This window comes from Pontibacter brevis, from assembly GCF_054779655.1.
In genome coordinates this window covers 58886-73765 of the sequence record NZ_BAAGXV010000016.1, presented here as the reverse complement: position 1 = coordinate 73765, position 14880 = coordinate 58886, and the positions used below count along the sequence as shown (strand labels likewise).

13 protein-coding genes are annotated in these 14880 nt (G+C 49.4%); 8 read left to right on the top strand and 5 right to left on the bottom strand.

Annotation, left to right across the window (positions count from 1 at the left end; translation table 11 throughout):
• Positions 1 to 7 precede the first annotated feature (7 nt).
• Positions 8 to 1072, bottom strand: coding sequence for a Gfo/Idh/MocA family protein (locus tag ACYVB1_RS04380; RefSeq protein WP_460920971.1), 1065 nt, complete (start codon positions 1070 to 1072; stop codon positions 8 to 10).
• Between the two features lie 189 nt (positions 1073 to 1261).
• Between ACYVB1_RS04380 and ACYVB1_RS04375 the strand changes: the two genes are divergently transcribed.
• A complete protein-coding gene (locus ACYVB1_RS04375; protein ID WP_460920969.1) occupies positions 1262 to 2890 on the top strand; it encodes a M28 family metallopeptidase in 1629 nt (542 codons plus the stop codon).
• Positions 2891 to 2996: 106 nt separating this feature from the next.
• Here the strand turns inward: ACYVB1_RS04375 and ACYVB1_RS04370 are convergent, their stop codons facing one another.
• Positions 2997 to 4235, bottom strand: a complete 1239-nt coding sequence (locus ACYVB1_RS04370) for a lactonase family protein (protein ID WP_460920967.1) — start codon at positions 4233 to 4235, stop codon at positions 2997 to 2999.
• Between the two features lie 303 nt (positions 4236 to 4538).
• Here ACYVB1_RS04370 and ACYVB1_RS04365 point away from each other — a divergent pair, with 303 nt between their 5' ends.
• Positions 4539 to 5132: a HupE/UreJ family protein gene (locus ACYVB1_RS04365; protein WP_460920965.1), complete on the top strand. Its 594-nt coding sequence runs from the start codon at positions 4539 to 4541 to the stop codon at positions 5130 to 5132.
• A 94-nt stretch (positions 5133 to 5226) separates the two neighbouring features.
• Positions 5227 to 7563: a M1 family metallopeptidase gene (locus ACYVB1_RS04360; RefSeq protein WP_460920963.1), complete on the top strand. Its 2337-nt coding sequence runs from the start codon at positions 5227 to 5229 to the stop codon at positions 7561 to 7563.
• Between the two features lie 84 nt (positions 7564 to 7647).
• Here ACYVB1_RS04360 and ACYVB1_RS04355 read toward each other — a convergent pair whose 3' ends face one another.
• Together ACYVB1_RS04355 and ACYVB1_RS04350 are read right to left on the bottom strand one after the other, a co-directional pair.
• A complete protein-coding gene (locus ACYVB1_RS04355; RefSeq protein ID WP_460920961.1) occupies positions 7648 to 8994 on the bottom strand; it encodes an NAD(P)/FAD-dependent oxidoreductase in 1347 nt (448 codons plus the stop codon).
• A gap of 262 nt (positions 8995 to 9256) precedes the next feature.
• Complete coding sequence (locus tag ACYVB1_RS04350; protein WP_460920959.1) at positions 9257 to 9928, bottom strand: peptidase associated/transthyretin-like domain-containing protein; 672 nt, start codon at positions 9926 to 9928, stop codon at positions 9257 to 9259.
• A 74-nt stretch (positions 9929 to 10002) separates the two neighbouring features.
• Between ACYVB1_RS04350 and ACYVB1_RS04345 the strand changes: the two genes are divergently transcribed.
• Entirely contained in the window at positions 10003 to 10389 is a 387-nt protein-coding gene (locus ACYVB1_RS04345; RefSeq protein ID WP_460920957.1) for an ArsR/SmtB family transcription factor, read from the top strand.
• Between the two features lie 146 nt (positions 10390 to 10535).
• Positions 10536 to 11237 carry a YjjG family noncanonical pyrimidine nucleotidase gene (locus ACYVB1_RS04340; protein ID WP_460920955.1) on the top strand — a complete coding sequence of 234 codons (702 nt, stop codon included), beginning with the start codon at positions 10536 to 10538 and terminating at the stop codon, positions 11235 to 11237.
• Positions 11238 to 11431: 194 nt separating this feature from the next.
• On the opposite strand, the gene ACYVB1_RS04335 is transcribed toward ACYVB1_RS04340, so the two are convergent.
• Positions 11432 to 11614: a hypothetical protein gene (locus tag ACYVB1_RS04335; RefSeq protein WP_460920953.1), complete on the bottom strand. Its 183-nt coding sequence runs from the start codon at positions 11612 to 11614 to the stop codon at positions 11432 to 11434.
• 404 nt (positions 11615 to 12018) lie between these two features.
• On the opposite strand from ACYVB1_RS04335, the gene pruA reads away from it, so the two are divergent.
• The 3 genes from pruA (at position 12019) to ACYVB1_RS04320 (ending at position 14878) form a co-directional block, all read left to right on the top strand.
• Complete coding sequence (gene pruA / locus ACYVB1_RS04330; RefSeq protein WP_460920951.1) at positions 12019 to 13653, top strand: L-glutamate gamma-semialdehyde dehydrogenase; 1635 nt, start codon at positions 12019 to 12021, stop codon at positions 13651 to 13653.
• Between the two features lie 210 nt (positions 13654 to 13863).
• Positions 13864 to 14244, top strand: coding sequence for an NADH-quinone oxidoreductase subunit A (locus tag ACYVB1_RS04325; RefSeq protein ID WP_460920949.1), 381 nt, complete (start codon positions 13864 to 13866; stop codon positions 14242 to 14244).
• Between the two features lie 79 nt (positions 14245 to 14323).
• Positions 14324 to 14878, top strand: a complete 555-nt coding sequence (locus ACYVB1_RS04320; RefSeq protein WP_460920947.1) for an NADH-quinone oxidoreductase subunit B — start codon at positions 14324 to 14326, stop codon at positions 14876 to 14878.
• Positions 14879 to 14880 lie beyond the last annotated feature (2 nt).

Below are 14880 nucleotides of genomic sequence, written 5' to 3'. Positions count from 1 at the left end.
TATGCTTTTACTTCTCTAGCACCACTCTCTTCCCTTTTCTCGCTGACTCCTGGGCGGCCTCCAGAATCTTTACGACGGTAAGGTTGTTTTCCAGTGAAGAAAGGTCCTGTCTTGGATTGATGTCACCTCTTACCACAGCAGCAAAGTAGGAAACGTAATCCTGGTAAGGGGCTGCCAGTGGCTCTATTTTGTCTATTTTGTAGTCACTGTCGCTTGCTTTTTTCGTGCGTAGCGTGTCCTGGTTTACTGCCTGCAAATAACCGGTCTGCCCGTAAACTTCAAGATCCTTAATGTCATAGGGCCAGTTCCAGGAGGCTTCAATGATACCTGTTGCCTGCGGGTACTCCAGGACAATTGTCGCATCATCATCCACATCAGGATAAACCTCTGGCTTCAACTGGCGTGTGATGGCTGTAATAGCCAGAGGTTCCTGGCCCTGCATCAGCCACGTCATCAGGTTAGCACCATAACAACCAAAGTCCATGATAGCTCCGCCGCCATTCTTTTTCGGGTCCGTCAGCCAGCCTAAGAACTCCTTTGAACAGCCCAGCTCTTTAGGCCCTATGTTGCCATCGTGCACCACCATCTTCCGGATATCTCCTATGGCTATATGATGGCTCACCATAATGCACAGCTCCTGGTTGCTGGGGTACCAGGTGGTTTCGTAGTTGGTGAGCAGGTGTATCTGGTGCTTATGTGCCAGTTCTGCCATACGCGCTGCGTCTTTTACCGTAGTAGCCAATGGCTTTTCCACCATCACATGCACGCCCAGAGGAGCACAGGCCTCTACCACCGCTGCATGCTCTGCTATGGCGTTATAGGCCATCACCACGTCAGGCTTTTCATATTCCAGGAGCATGGGAAGGTTCTTGTAGAACAGCGATTCTGGTAACTGATAGCTCCTCCGGTAGCGCTGCACCAGTTCATCGTTATCTTCTGCAATGCCTACGACAAGCACATCCTCCTTTGAAAGGCGATCCAGCGCACCCTGCACATGGTCGTGGCTCAGCCCGGCCAAAGCTACTTTCAGCGGCTGTTTTAGCTTAGCCGAATAATTGTTTTTATATACCATCTGTAATACCAGCTACAAAACTGACTCACTCGCTTAGATAAACACCAAAACTTCTTTTTAAGAAAGCCTTTTACTTCTGCATAGTTTCCTTCCTGTGTGCTGTTGTCGAGGCTTTTGAGTAATTTACTCGTTCAATCAGTTTAGGTTAATATGATCAGGAAATTTAAATCTTTTCTTCTCCCTGCTTTTATGGGGTTGTTTGCCGCCTGCCAGTCCGCCAGCACGACAGACACCGCTTCTGTAAGTCAGGACTTATCTTCTTTCACAACGGAAGGATACAGCGACTATGTAACAGCACTTGCTTCTGATGAGTTGGAAGGAAGAAAACCTTTCACAGAAGGTGAAAAGAAAACGCTTCAGTACCTGGAGCAGGAATTCAGAGAATTAGGCCTGGAGCCGGGAAACGGCAACAGCTACCTCCAGGAAGTACCGATGGTAGAGATCACCACTGCTCCCGCTCCTACCATGATGGTGAAAGGCAAGAAGGGCAGCTTTGAGTTGAAAGGCTTGGAGGACTATGTTATCTGGGCCAGGCGAACGGATGAGATTGTTGAGATAAAAGAAGACGAATTAGTTTTTGCGGGTTTTGGCATTGTGGCACCGGAATACAATTGGAATGACTATGCTGGCACAGATGTAAAAGGCAAAATAGTGGTGGTGCTTGTGAACGACCCCGGTTTTTACACACAGGACACAACGCGGTTCAACGGCAAGGCCATGACCTACTATGGCAGATGGACCTATAAATATGAAGAAGCGGCAAGGCAAGGCGCCAAAGGCTGCCTGATCGTGCATGCCACCGCGCCTGCCGGATATGGGTTTAATGTTGTACAGAACAATTGGAACACTTCTAAACTTTATCTTGACCCACGCGGGAAAGAAACCTACCGCTGTGCCATGGAGGGATGGGTGACAACTCCTGTCGCGCATAAATTGTTTGAAGCGGCAGGCATGGATCTGCAGGCAGCCACTCAAAAGGCCTTACAGCCTGGATTCAAGCCTGAACCGATGCACCTGGCCGCAAGCACCTCTATGGCAGTGAAAACGAGATATGACAAGACGCACAACTTCATAGCCAAAATTACCGGAAGCAAAAGACCGGAAGAAACGGTTATTTACTCGGCCCACTGGGACCACCTGGGCATCGGCAAGCCAGACGCAACAGGAGACAGCATCTACAACGGGGCGGTAGACAATGCCAGTGCCGTGGCCGGTCTGTTAGAAATTGCGAAGGCTTTCCAGAACCTCCCGGAGAAACCTGAGAGAACGGTGGTTTTCCTTTCTGTAACCGCCGAAGAGCAGGGCCTGTGGGGTTCCGCTTTCTACGCGGAGAATCCTGTGTTTCCGAAAGAAAAAACAGTTGCCAACATCAACATGGACATGCTAAATCCTTATGGCGCTACCAAAGACATTGTGGTAGTGGGAAAGGGGCAGTCTGAGCTAGAGGATTACCTGGCAGAAGAGGCGAAGAAAGCAGGCAGGTACGTCGTGGCTGAGCCTACTCCCGAGGCAGGAATGTACTACCGCTCTGACCACTTCAACTTCGCCAAAATTGGTGTACCTGCCTTGTTCACTGCCTCCGGCATAGACGATGCAACAAAAGGAAAAAGTGAAGGCCTGAAGCTTCAGGAAGGCTATGTAACCGATTTCTACCACAAACCCTCCGACGAGGTAAATGAAAACTGGCAGATGCACGGGGCAGTGGAAGACCTGAAGTTACTCTACAGCATCGGAAAGCGGCTGGCATTTTCTGAGCAATGGCCAAAATGGAAGCCAGGCTCTGAGTTCAGAGCTATCCGGGAGTCTTATAAGCAATAACAATAAAACAAGCTGTTACAGCAAAGGCAAAGCAAGTCAGCCTCTTAAAACAAAGGAGCGCCAGCCGTACCGGCTGGCGCTCCTTTGTTTTAACCGCAAAATCAGGCTACTGAAATTTGGGTACCACCTGCACGTTTACAGGCTTGTGCACCTCCGCCTCATGGCCTGTAGCTGTTAGCTTGCCTGTGGCTTTGTCTATTTTGAAAGACACAATGTTGTTGGAGCGCTCGTTAGCTACGAGCAATATATTCCCGGTCAGGTCAATCGTAAAATCACGGGGCCAGTCCCCTCCGGAAGGTACTGTTTCCACATGCGTCAGTTTTCCGGTCTCCTTGTCTATGGCATATACAACAATGCTGTTGTGGCCCCGATTTGAGCCGTACAGGAACTTACCATCCGGAGACACCCGCACAGCAGCAGGCTGGTTGTTTTCTTTGAAGTCAGCAGGCAGTGTTGGTAGCGTCTGTATTTCAGAAAGAGAGCCGTCGCTGTTGTAGGTTAATGCCGTCATGGTGGAGTTCAGTTCATTGATAACATAGGCATACTGCCCGTTCGGGTGAAACGCCAGCTGCCGCGGACCGGCACCGGGCTTGGCCGTAAAGGCTACGGCAGGCTCCATTGGCACCAGAGTGCCTCCTTCCGAAGCCAGGCGGTAACCATAAATTTTATCTACACCCAGATCCACGGCATACACATAGCGGTTGTCGGGGCTGGGAGCCACGTAATGCGCATGGGCTGCTTCCTGGCGGTCCTTGTTAGGACCTGTTCCCTGATGCTGCTCCACAGAAGCGGCTTCTGCCAGGTGCCCGTTTTCCTGAACCGCGAAAGCGGCAACGTTACCGCCCACATAGTTTGCCACCAGCACAGTTTTGCCCTTATTGCCTACAGAGATGTAGCAGGGAGCACCGCCTTTAGAGGGGACTTGATTCAGAAAAGTCAGGTTCCCGTTTTGCTGGTCCACAGCAAAAGCACTCACGGCTCCGCTGTTCTGGCCTTTGTACTCTGTTGTTTCGTTTACAGCAAACAGGCACCGCTGCTGTTCATCCAGCGTCAGAAAAGAAGGATTTGCTCCACCTTTAAAGCCATTTACCCGGCTTAGTTCGCCGGTTTCAGGGTTTAGCCTGTAAAGAAAAATGCTTTCGTTCTCCGGGTCAGCATAAGTACCTACATATACCATAGATGTCTCGATAGTTTCTGTTTGATTTTCTGCTGCAGTTTCATCTGAGGCTGCATTATCCTGCTGCTCTGAAGAAGTACATGCTGAAGAAGCCATTGTTAAACTCATAGCACCTGCTACTGCTACTTTTACAAAGTTGCGCCGTGCATGGTTGTGGAAATGATTCATGTGCCTGATTTCGGGTTAGCTTTTGGTTAGCTTAAAGGTAGATTTTTTATGTGAAAGTCCCGTACACTTGTGGCAGCCTAATGTAATGGATGTTGTAGTGTAAGCTTCATCAACAGGCTTTTTTCCGGAAGCTGCCTGTGTATACCTTAACCTGGTACAGTAGCAAAAGAATACCCGGCGCTGCGTCAGAGCCTGGTGAATGCATGGCTGCGGTATGATCCGCTTACTTAACGCTGTTGCAACTCAAAGGGTAAAACTTTAATTTGCCGCCTTGTATTATTTCACCTTACCTCACCCCCGACTGTGTCATCTGTTTTCTCGACGTACATTGAGCTAGGCTTTCATCATATCTTTGATTTCAAAGCCTACGACCACATGCTGTTTCTGCTGGCTCTGAGTGCTATCTACACCCTGAACGACTGGCGTAAAGTCATCGCACTGGTTACCTCCTTCACCATCGGGCATTCCATCACGCTGGCACTCGCTACTTTTAACATCATCCGGTTTAACACCGATCTCATTGAATTCCTTATCCCGGTTACGATTCTTTTTACCTGTATCACCAATTTTTTTAAGCTGAAAGGCGCTGCCTCCAAACAGCCGACTATCCTGTCGTTGCATAACTTGATGGCGCTCTTCTTTGGCCTGATTCATGGCATGGGCTTCTCTAACTTTCTGAAGGCGATGCTGGGGCGCAATGGCAGCATCTGGAAGCAACTGCTGGCCTTCAACATTGGCATAGAACTCGGCCAGTTACTCATTGTTGCTATCCTGCTGATACTCGGCGCTATCGTGATGAATATCTTCAAAGCGAAAAAACGCGACTGGATAATGGTGCTGTCGAGTGCCGCGGCAGGCGTTGCCCTTGTTTTAATGATGGAAACCAGTATATTTTAAGGTCCAAACATTTATATTTGAACTTTATAGCAGAACTACTCCCTTATAAAACTAACCGACTTTTAAACTAACCTAAACTACTAATCAGATATACATGAGAAACCTTTTAGCAGGTTTGGCACTGATGGGTCTGGTGGCAGGGCCTATAGCGGCACTGGCACAGGACACCAAGTTTGGCCAGCTGGGCCAGGAGCTGCCAACTCCCAACACGTATCGTACTGCGTCAGGAGCACCTGGCCACCAGTACTGGCAGCAGCGGGCCGACTATACCATTAAGGTAGAGTTGGACGACAAGAACCAATCTATTACCGGCTCCGAAACCATCACCTATACCAACAACTCTCCGGATGTGCTGACATACCTGTGGGTGCAGCTGGACCAGAATATTTTTGAGCCGAAGTCTATGAGTAACCTGACGCAAACAGGTAAGCTTCAGGACAGAATGTCGGTGCAGGCAGTGGAACACCTGACGCGCGAGGAGTTTGACGGCGGTTTCAAGATCAGCAAAGTGACTGACCGCAATGGCAGGGCACTCAACCACACCATCAACAACACCATGATGCGTGTAGACCTGCCTTCACCGCTGAAGCCAAACCAGAGCTTCACCTTCAACGTGGACTGGAAAAACAATATCAACAACCAGAAAACGCTGGGTGGCCGCTCGGGCTATGAGTACTTCCCGAAAGACGACAACTACCTGTACGAGATGGCGCAGTGGTTCCCACGCATGGCGGTGTACGACGACGTGAATGGCTGGCAGCACAAGCAGTTCCTGGGCAGCGGGGAGTTTGCCCTGCCTTTCGGCGATTATAAAGTAAGCATCACGGTACCCTCCGACCATGTAGTGGCCGGCACCGGCGAACTGCAGAATGCCAACCAGGTGCTTTCTTCCACACAGCAGAAGCGTTGGGCTGAGGCCGCCAAAAGCAATAAGCCAGTTGTAATTGTAACACAGGAAGAAGCCACACAGGCAGAAAAAGCCAAAGCCACAGGCAAGAAAACCTGGGTATACGCAGCTAAAAACGTACGCGACTTTGCCTGGGCAAGCTCCCGCAAATTTATCTGGGATGCCATGAACACAAACGTAGGCGGCAAAAACGTGCTGGCTATGTCTTACTACCCGAAAGAGGCGAACCCGCTTTGGGGCCAGTATTCGACAGAGGCAGTAGGCCATACGCTGCGCGTTTACTCCAAGCACACCATCGACTACCCTTACCCGGTGGCAATTTCTGTACATGGTCCTGTGGGCGGCATGGAATACCCGATGATATCGTTCAACGGCTACCGCCCTGAAGAAGACGGCACTTACTCTGACCGTACCAAATACGGCCTTATCTCTGTTATCATTCATGAAGTAGGCCATAACTTCTTCCCGATGATCATCAACTCTGATGAACGCCAGTGGACGTGGATGGACGAGGGCCTGAACACCTTTGTGCAGTACCTGGCGGAGCAGGAGTGGGAGCGCGGTTACCCCTCGCGCCGCGGTGAGCCTAAAGATATTGTAGAGTACATGAAGAGCGCCAAAAACACACAGACGCCGATTATGACCAACTCTGAATCGGTGCTGCAGTTTGGCCCGAACGCTTACGGTAAGCCTGCTACCGGTTTGAACATCCTGCGCGAGACCATCATGGGCCGTGAACTGTTTGACTATGCTTTTAAAGAATATGCAAAGCGCTGGGCCTTTAAGCACCCTATGCCTGCCGACTTCTTCCGTACCATGGAAGATGCCTCCGGCGTAGACTTAGACTGGTTCTGGAGAGGCTGGTTCTATACCACCGACCACACCGACCTTGCCATCACAGATGTAAAATGGTATGCTATTGATGCGCAGCACCCGGAGTTTGTAAACGCACAGCGCCGTGAGCAGCAGAACAAGGCGCCTCAAACGCTTTCGCAGCAGCGCAACCTGCAGGATATTTCCAAAACGCTGGTAGATGAGAAGCCTGAACTGAAAGACTTCTATAACAGCTACGACCCACTGGCCACCACGGCCTCTGATTTGCAACGTCACCAGGCTTTCATGAAAAACCTGACGGCTGATCAGAAAAAGGCGCTGGAGTCTGGCCTGAACTTCTATGAAGTAGGCTTCCAGAACAAAGGTGGGCTTGTAATGCCGCTGATTGTGAAAATGAACTATGAGGACGGCTCAGAGGAAGTAATGAACATTCCGGCAGAAATCTGGCGCTACAACAACAATGAGATTACTAAGGTATTTATCACAGAGAAGCCTGTGGTAAGCTTTACCCTGGACCCTTACCTGCAGACGGCAGACACTGACTTGTCTGATAACAGCTATCCACGACGTATGGCACCATCTCGATTTGAGATATACCAGCAGCAGAACAGGCAGCAGCAAAACCCAATGCAGCGAGAACGCGCTACAAGCCGCTCCAACAGTGGCGGGAACAGCAACTCTGCTCAGTAACTGGTATTAGTTATAAAATCAAAGGCCTTCAGAAAACATCTGAAGGCCTTTGATTTATAGATGAGCACATGCACATTACAAAACCTAATCTGCATTGTACTTGCTGATGAACTCTCGTTTGGCCCTGTCTCCCTTCCTAACAAAAGGCCTGATGATAAGGCGCGTACCACGCTCATAGGTAAAGAAGCGGTATAGCCAGTTGCTGAGCACCACCAACTTGTTCCGGAAACCAACAAGGAACATGATGTGCACAAACAGCCAGATCGTCCAGGCAAGGAAGCCACTTAAATGCCTGTCTTTTGGCAAATCGGCCACCGCACGGTTCCTGCCTACAATAGCCAGCGAGCCTTTATCATGATACTTGAATGGCTCCAATGGCCGTCCCCTGATTATTCTTGGGAGGTTCTTCGCCAGGAGTTTCCCCTGCTGAATAGCAGGCTGTGCCACTCCAGGGTGTCCTTTCGGATATTCCTCCGTCTTCATCAAAGCAATGTCACCAATCGCAAAAACATCATTGAATCCCAGCATCTGGTTATACTCGTTCACCAGTATTCTGCCGCGTTCAACCGACTCTGCAGGTAAGCCATCTATTAAGGCACCGGACACGCCTGCAGCCCATATCAGGGTATGCGTCTTAATTTGCTCCCCTCCTTTTAACATGGCGACATTGCCGTCATAAGACTCTACCAGCGTGTTCAGCTTAATGTCGATACCGAGTTCCTCGAGATACTGGTGCGTTTTGGCACTGGACTCGATCGACATGGGCGGAAGCACCCTGTTCATACCTTCCACCAGATAGATGTTCATTTTAGAAAAGTCCATTCCGGGGTAATCTGTTGGCAGGATGTGTTTCCGCATCTCTGCCAATGCACCGGCCAGTTCCACTCCTGTCGGGCCACCACCCACAATCACAATATTCATCAGGCTCTGCTTGACTTCCGGATCGTTGGTCATGCTGGCCTGCTCAAAGCACTGCAAAAGCTGGCTGCGCAGGTTCAGGGCATCGGGTATCTGCTTCAGCGGGAAAGAGTATTTCTTTACCTGCTCATTCCCGAAGTAGTTGGATTTTGTGCCTGTGGCTATCACCAGGTAATCGTAGTGCAGATCGCCTATAAGTGTAGAAACAGTTTTGGCAACCGGGTTAATGCCCGATACTTTCACCAGACGGAAGTGAAAGTCCTCAAAATCATCACTGCCAAATATCTTACGAAGTGGTTCAGCAATAGCATCAGGCTCGAGACCCGCAGTTGCCACCTGGTACAGGAGCGGCCAGAAGCCATGGTAGTTCTGCCTGTCGAACATCACTACCTGAAAGTCTTTGCATTTTAGTTTCTTGGCCACGTTGATACCTCCAAATCCACCTCCAATTATAACAACACGAGGTTTTTTGGTATCGGGTATATTGAGCGATAACAGATCAGTTTCAAGCATAAGTTTGTTTCTTTAGTTTTTCGGATCACCGGGCAACAACTAAAAGCTGTTTTCCCGGTAGCTACTGCAGCACAGCATGTAGCTACATTCAGAAATAACGAAACAAACGGCGCTTAGTTACCTGCAGGCAACTTTACAGTCCGTAGAACTATAAAATACAAAGTATCAACGACGGTGCGCAAAGCCATTCTTTGAAAACAACAATTCAGGCTGTTGTTTCCGTTAAAGCACCTATAAAAAGAGAATACAAAAACTGCGGGGGTTAATTCTGCTTGAAATCCCCGTTCACAATCGACTTGATCAGGGCCGGGATGGCCAGAGGGTTGATGGTAGGGTACATGTAGCGGTTCTGCTGTAACTGCCGCTGCTGCTGCATCCCGTGCCTGAAGTTTCCGGCACCGTCCATAGGAGTTGATTTGAAGAGTTCTTCCAGGCGCTCAGGATCCAGGTTGCGCATGGCCATGGCCCGGCCTTCATCCGGTAGCTTTAGGTTTGCCACCGCCTCCCGGAAGTCACGCTCTGTTGCCCAAGGGAATACATCCACCATGGGCAGCTCTGTTGGGTCTTCCTGCAGCTGCATGATGATGGAGTAGCTCTGGCTGCTATAGCCTTTAGGAATAATAAGGTATTGCTTTTTAAAGCCGAGAGCACTGAAGAGTACACTGTCGCCGGCTAGCACCGGAACAGAAAAGAAACCATACTCGTTCGAAATTGTTCCACGTGTGGAGTTTGGCACATATACGCTTACTCCTCCCACTCCGTACAGGCTGTCTCCTGTGGCCACAAAGCCTGACAGCTGCACCACGCGGCGCGTCTGCCCCTGTGCCTCAGCCTCCTCTGTTGTGCCTAGCAGAAACAACAGGCTTAACAATGGCAACAAGAGCCATCGCAGGGGCTTCATATCAGAATGTGGCACGTGTAAAGTAAGCTTCATGTGATACAATTATACTATTTTTATTATTTATAATAGCTGCTTTTACCTATTTTTGTTCTATTGCCACCCTACATATGAGGCTCAAACACTTCAGTCTTTCTTTTGGCGAACAAATTTTAAAAGCCCTCGCCGACGAATCCCGCATCCGCATCCTCTTCCTGATTTTGCGCAACAAGGAGATGTGCACTTCTGATCTGGAACAGGTGCTGGACTTTACACAGACCAAAACCTCCCGTCACCTCTCTTACCTGCGCAACGCGGGCCTGGTGGCTCCCCGTAAGGTAGATCAGTGGGTCTTTTATGCCATCAAAGATGAGGCGGCAGACTTCCTGCAACAAATCTTCTCTTATATGGAACGAGATGCCGTGCTGCAAAAAGACGAGGAGGTTTACCAGATTCTTTTCTCTAACCGCGAGCTTGCCGTAAATAAACTGCAGACCCGCCGCTGGACAGCCTCCTAGCATTTGCTGCCTCCATCATAACTATATAAACCAAAATATATTGCATTGGTTCAGGTGGCGCGCAGTTTCGTTCAAGCCAAAACAATGCAATTCTCAAAACATACGCCCACTCAGCGCGTTTTACTTACACCTGATTTGATTTACACATGAAAGCATACACCCATATCCTCTTCGACCTGGACCACACGCTCTGGGATTTTGAGAAGAATTCTGAAGAAACCCTTTATACCTTATACGACCAGTTTGAACTGGCCAGCTTTGGAAAGTTCGACAGCAAATCCTTCTATAAGAAGTACAAGTTCGTGAACACCCGCCTCTGGGACCTGTACAACAAAGGCAGAATAAAGCAGGCGGAGCTGCGCGAAAGTCGCTTCGTTAAAACCCTGACAGGGTTAGGATTAGAGCCGCATGAGGTGCCGCAAGGCCTTTCGGAAGCATATATGGAGCTTTGCCCTACTAAAACAGCTGTATTTCCTTTCACTTTTGAAGTGCTCGACTACCTGCGGCCAAAGTACGGACTGCACATACTCACGAATGGGTTTAAAGACGCACAGCATGTAAAAATGACTTCCTCTAACCTGCATGGATACTTCAAGGAAATAGTTACCTCTGAGTGCTGTGGCTATAAAAAACCAGACCGCCGCATGTTTGAGCACTTGCTCGAGCGTATTAACGTGCAGCCGGAAGAATGCCTGATGGTAGGCGATAACTATGAGTGCGATATTGAGGGTGCCCGCGATGCCGGCATAGACCAGGTGTTTTTTAACCCGGAGAAAGTTAAAAGAAAAGGCAGCTCCAAACCCACCTACGAAATACATTGCCTGAGCCAATTAAAAGAGATGCTGTAGCCAGAGCAGCAAAGCTTTAAGACATTGGGCCCGGTGTTGTACCTGTATAAGGTGTCAGTGCCGGGCCCAATGTCTTAAAGCAAAATCACTTTTAAAGAAGGCGCTTCCAAAGAACCCACCTGTTCCTGATAAGCACAACACGGCATAAAAAAGACCTTGCAGCGTGCGCAGCTCCTGCGCGCGTCTGGACACTGCTACTTCCAGAAGGACAGCTTATCCTGTGTTGCTTGTTTCTGTGCTGCCTCTGTAACATGCTGCTCTCCGGCAACAGAGGTTTTGTTTGCGTTTAAAGTATAGTTGGCTACTTCTGCCGCAAAGGAAAACCCAATGGCCAATGCCAACAGCCCCTTTGCATATGTTTTGTTTCTGTTTTTCATAGTTAATTAAACTTATAAGCTATTCTCCCCGGCAAGCAGGGAGAGTTATTACGGGAAACAGTACGATTAAGGTTGCAACACCTTTATAGATTTGGTGTATCTGACTGAAAGGAAGACTACTCAAATTCGCCATTTCCAAAACAATCCAGTAATAGCTCATTCGGGCATCTTTGTCTGAATGCCACCTGCCGTGGATTTCCTAACTCCCGTATACTGTATAACGCGGACCAGGAAGGCCGCTTCAGTGTAGCGCATTCACCTCCCCTCCAGACACCCACCTATAGCAAACGAGCGTTCGTTTGCCGCTTTTCCGGGAAATCCCGTTACATTTGTAAAGAAGGCACTGCTATTTCCGTAACCTTCAGGAATACCTTAATCATATTTATAATTACAATTATAAACGCATGGCAACCGGATTCTTTAGAGTACCAACTCCTGTTAACGAACCAGTAAAATCTTACGCTCCAGGCTCTCCTGAAAGAGAGGAACTTCAGCGAACTTATAAAGAACTGAAGTCTAAAGAGCTGGATGTACCGATGTACATTGGCGGCGACAGAGTATTTACAGATAACAAGCGGCCAATGGTGCAGCCGCACGACCACCAGCACGTCCTGGGTTACTTCAGCGAAGGGGATGCGTCCCACGTGGAACAAGCTATCAATGCTGCCCTTGCTGCCCGCGAGATGTGGTCGAACATGGCCTGGGAACACCGCGCCAGCATTTTCCTGAAGGCCGCCGAGCTGTTAGCTGGGCCGTGGAGGGCCCGTTTGAATGCGGCCACCATGCTGGGGCAGTCCAAAAATGCATACCAGGCCGAAATAGACTCTGCCTGCGAACTAATCGACTTTCTGCGCTTTAATGTGCAGTACGCCACCGATATTTACCGCATGCAGCCGGAGTCATCTCCGGGAGTGTGGAACCGTATGGAGCACCGCCCTCTTGAAGGCTTCGTGTTTGCCTTGACGCCGTTCAACTTCACGGCTATTGCAGGTAACCTGCCCACTTCTGCCGCTATGATGGGCAACGTGGTGGTTTGGAAGCCAGCTTATACGCAGATTTATGCTGCCCACATGATCATGGAGCTGCTACAGGAAGCCGGTTTACCGGAGGGAGTAATCAACCTGGTGTATGTGGATGGCCCGGAAGCAGGTGACGTTGTTTTCAACCACGCTGACTTTGCCGGCATTCACTTTACAGGTAGCACAGGCGTTTTCCAGCACATCTGGCAGACCATTGGCCAGAACATTCACAAGTACAAAGCTTACCCACGCATTGTAGGCGAAACCGGTGGCAAGGACTTTATACTGGCACACAGAACAGCGAATGCCAAGCAACTGGCAACAGCCATTACACGCGGTGCTTTTGAATACCAGGGCCAGAAATGCTCTGCCGCCTCCCGTGCCTATATCCCGAGCAATCTCTGGGACGAGGTGAGAGAGTACGTGATAGAGGACCTGAAATCCTTCAAAATGGGTCCTCCGGAAGACTTCTCTAACTTCATCAACGCCGTTATCGACGAGAAGTCTTTTGATAAGATAGCGAAGTACATCGACAACGCGAAGAACAGCAATGAGGTGGAGTTGATTGCAGGTGGTAACTACGACAAGTCGAAGGGCTATTTCATCGAGCCAACCGTACTGTTGTCGCACAACCCAACTTACGTGACCATGTGCGAGGAAATCTTCGGACCGGTTATCTCTATTTATGTATATGATGAGGATAACTTTGAAGACACCGTAGAACTGGTGAATGCCACTTCGCCTTACGCCCTGACAGGTGCTATCTTCAGCAAAGACCGTTATACCATTGAGTATGCCACTAAAAAGCTCAGCGACTCAGCCGGTAACTTCTACATCAACGACAAGCCGACTGGTGCGGTGGTAGGCCAGCAGCCATTCGGTGGCTCCCGTGCCTCCGGTACCAACGACAAGGCCGGCTCTATGCTGAACCTGTTGCGCTGGGTATCAGCCCGTTCTATCAAAGAAACGCTTAACCCGCCAACAGATTACCGTTACCCGTTCCTGGGCGAGGATAAGTAAAACGTCCGTCATTTAAACCATAACAGCGGCCATGTTCTGAAAAGAGCATGGCCGCTGTGTTTACCGGTCAGCTCATACGGTCTCCATTCTGCCTTTTGTTATGCCTGCCCTTACTTGAACTTTTGCATCATCTACTATAGATTTATGCTTTTGATTGTTGGCTATTTATACCTAATTTTGTCTCTTAATTTTAAAAAGGACTACCGCATTATGGAACCAACTGTGGATCAGTATGTACCGTCTGATTACCTGCCGATTTTAATTCAGTTTGCAGCCGCCCTCGGCTTTGTGATTTTTGCACTCACACTCACGCACCTGCTGGGGCCAAAGCGAAACAGCGAAGTAAAAGGCGCTGCCTGGGAAAGTGGTATTGAATCTGTGGGTGATGCCCGCACCCCTATCTCCTACAAATACTTCATGACAGCCATCCTGTTTGTACTATTCGATGTGGAAATCATCTTCCTGTACCCATGGGCTGTCAACTTCAGAAGCTTCGGTATGGAAGGCTTCCTGCAAATGCTCGTTTTTATGGGGCTGCTGTTGGCAGGTTTCTTCTACGTGATTAAAAAAGGTATCCTGAAGTGGGAATAGGATATTAAACTTTTAAGAGCAGGTTTGTGTTCTTTAAGTACACAAACCCACGCCTTTAAGGTACAAACAAACTATTTACATGAGCGACTCAAATAAAGATATCAATTTAGTGGATGCACCGGATGGTGTGTCAGGTGCTGGTTTTTTTGCCACTTCATTAGAAAAAGTTATCGGTCTGGCGCGTAAGAACTCGCTGTGGCCATTGCCCTTCGCTACCTCCTGCTGCGGTATTGAGTACATGGCGACGATGGGCTCTAACTACGACATCTCCCGCTTTGGTTCAGAGCGCCCAAGCTTCTCCCCACGCCAGGCAGACATCCTGATGGTGATGGGTACCATTGCCAAGAAAATGGGCCCTGTTGTGAAGCAGGTGTACGAGCAGATGGCAGAGCCCCGCTGGGTAATCGCTGTTGGCGCCTGTGCCTCTTCCGGTGGTATATTCGATACATATTCTGTACTGCAGGGCATTGACCGTGTAGTACCGGTAGATGTTTACGTGCCTGGATGCCCACCCCGCCCGGAGCAGATTCTGGACGGTTTGATGCGCGTACAGGACCTGGCAGAAAACGAATCGCTTCGCCGCCGCAACTCGCCGGAGTATCAGGCATTGTTAGCCTCTTATAATATTAAATAAGC

Excerpts from the sequence above, each read along its gene's own strand:
- ACYVB1_RS04335 (WP_460920953.1), bottom strand. The coding sequence starts at position 11,614 with ATGAAAAACAGAAACAAAACATATGCAAAGGGGCTGTTGGCATTGGCC.
- ACYVB1_RS04350 (WP_460920959.1), bottom strand. The coding sequence starts at position 9,928 with ATGAAGCTTACTTTACACGTGCCACATTCTGATATGAAGCCCCTGCGA.
- ACYVB1_RS04320 (WP_460920947.1), top strand. The coding sequence starts at position 14,324 with ATGAGCGACTCAAATAAAGATATCAATTTAGTGGATGCACCGGATGGT.
- ACYVB1_RS04360 (WP_460920963.1), top strand. The coding sequence starts at position 5,227 with ATGAGAAACCTTTTAGCAGGTTTGGCACTGATGGGTCTGGTGGCAGGG.
- ACYVB1_RS04340 (WP_460920955.1), top strand. The coding sequence starts at position 10,536 with ATGAAAGCATACACCCATATCCTCTTCGACCTGGACCACACGCTCTGG.
- pruA (WP_460920951.1), top strand. The coding sequence starts at position 12,019 with ATGGCAACCGGATTCTTTAGAGTACCAACTCCTGTTAACGAACCAGTA.
- ACYVB1_RS04370 (WP_460920967.1), bottom strand. The coding sequence starts at position 4,235 with ATGAATCATTTCCACAACCATGCACGGCGCAACTTTGTAAAAGTAGCA.
- ACYVB1_RS04375 (WP_460920969.1), top strand. The coding sequence starts at position 1,262 with ATGGGGTTGTTTGCCGCCTGCCAGTCCGCCAGCACGACAGACACCGCT.
- ACYVB1_RS04355 (WP_460920961.1), bottom strand. The coding sequence starts at position 8,994 with ATGCTTGAAACTGATCTGTTATCGCTCAATATACCCGATACCAAAAAA.
- ACYVB1_RS04345 (WP_460920957.1), top strand. The coding sequence starts at position 10,003 with ATGAGGCTCAAACACTTCAGTCTTTCTTTTGGCGAACAAATTTTAAAA.
- ACYVB1_RS04325 (WP_460920949.1), top strand. The coding sequence starts at position 13,864 with ATGGAACCAACTGTGGATCAGTATGTACCGTCTGATTACCTGCCGATT.
- ACYVB1_RS04380 (WP_460920971.1), bottom strand. The coding sequence starts at position 1,072 with ATGGTATATAAAAACAATTATTCGGCTAAGCTAAAACAGCCGCTGAAA.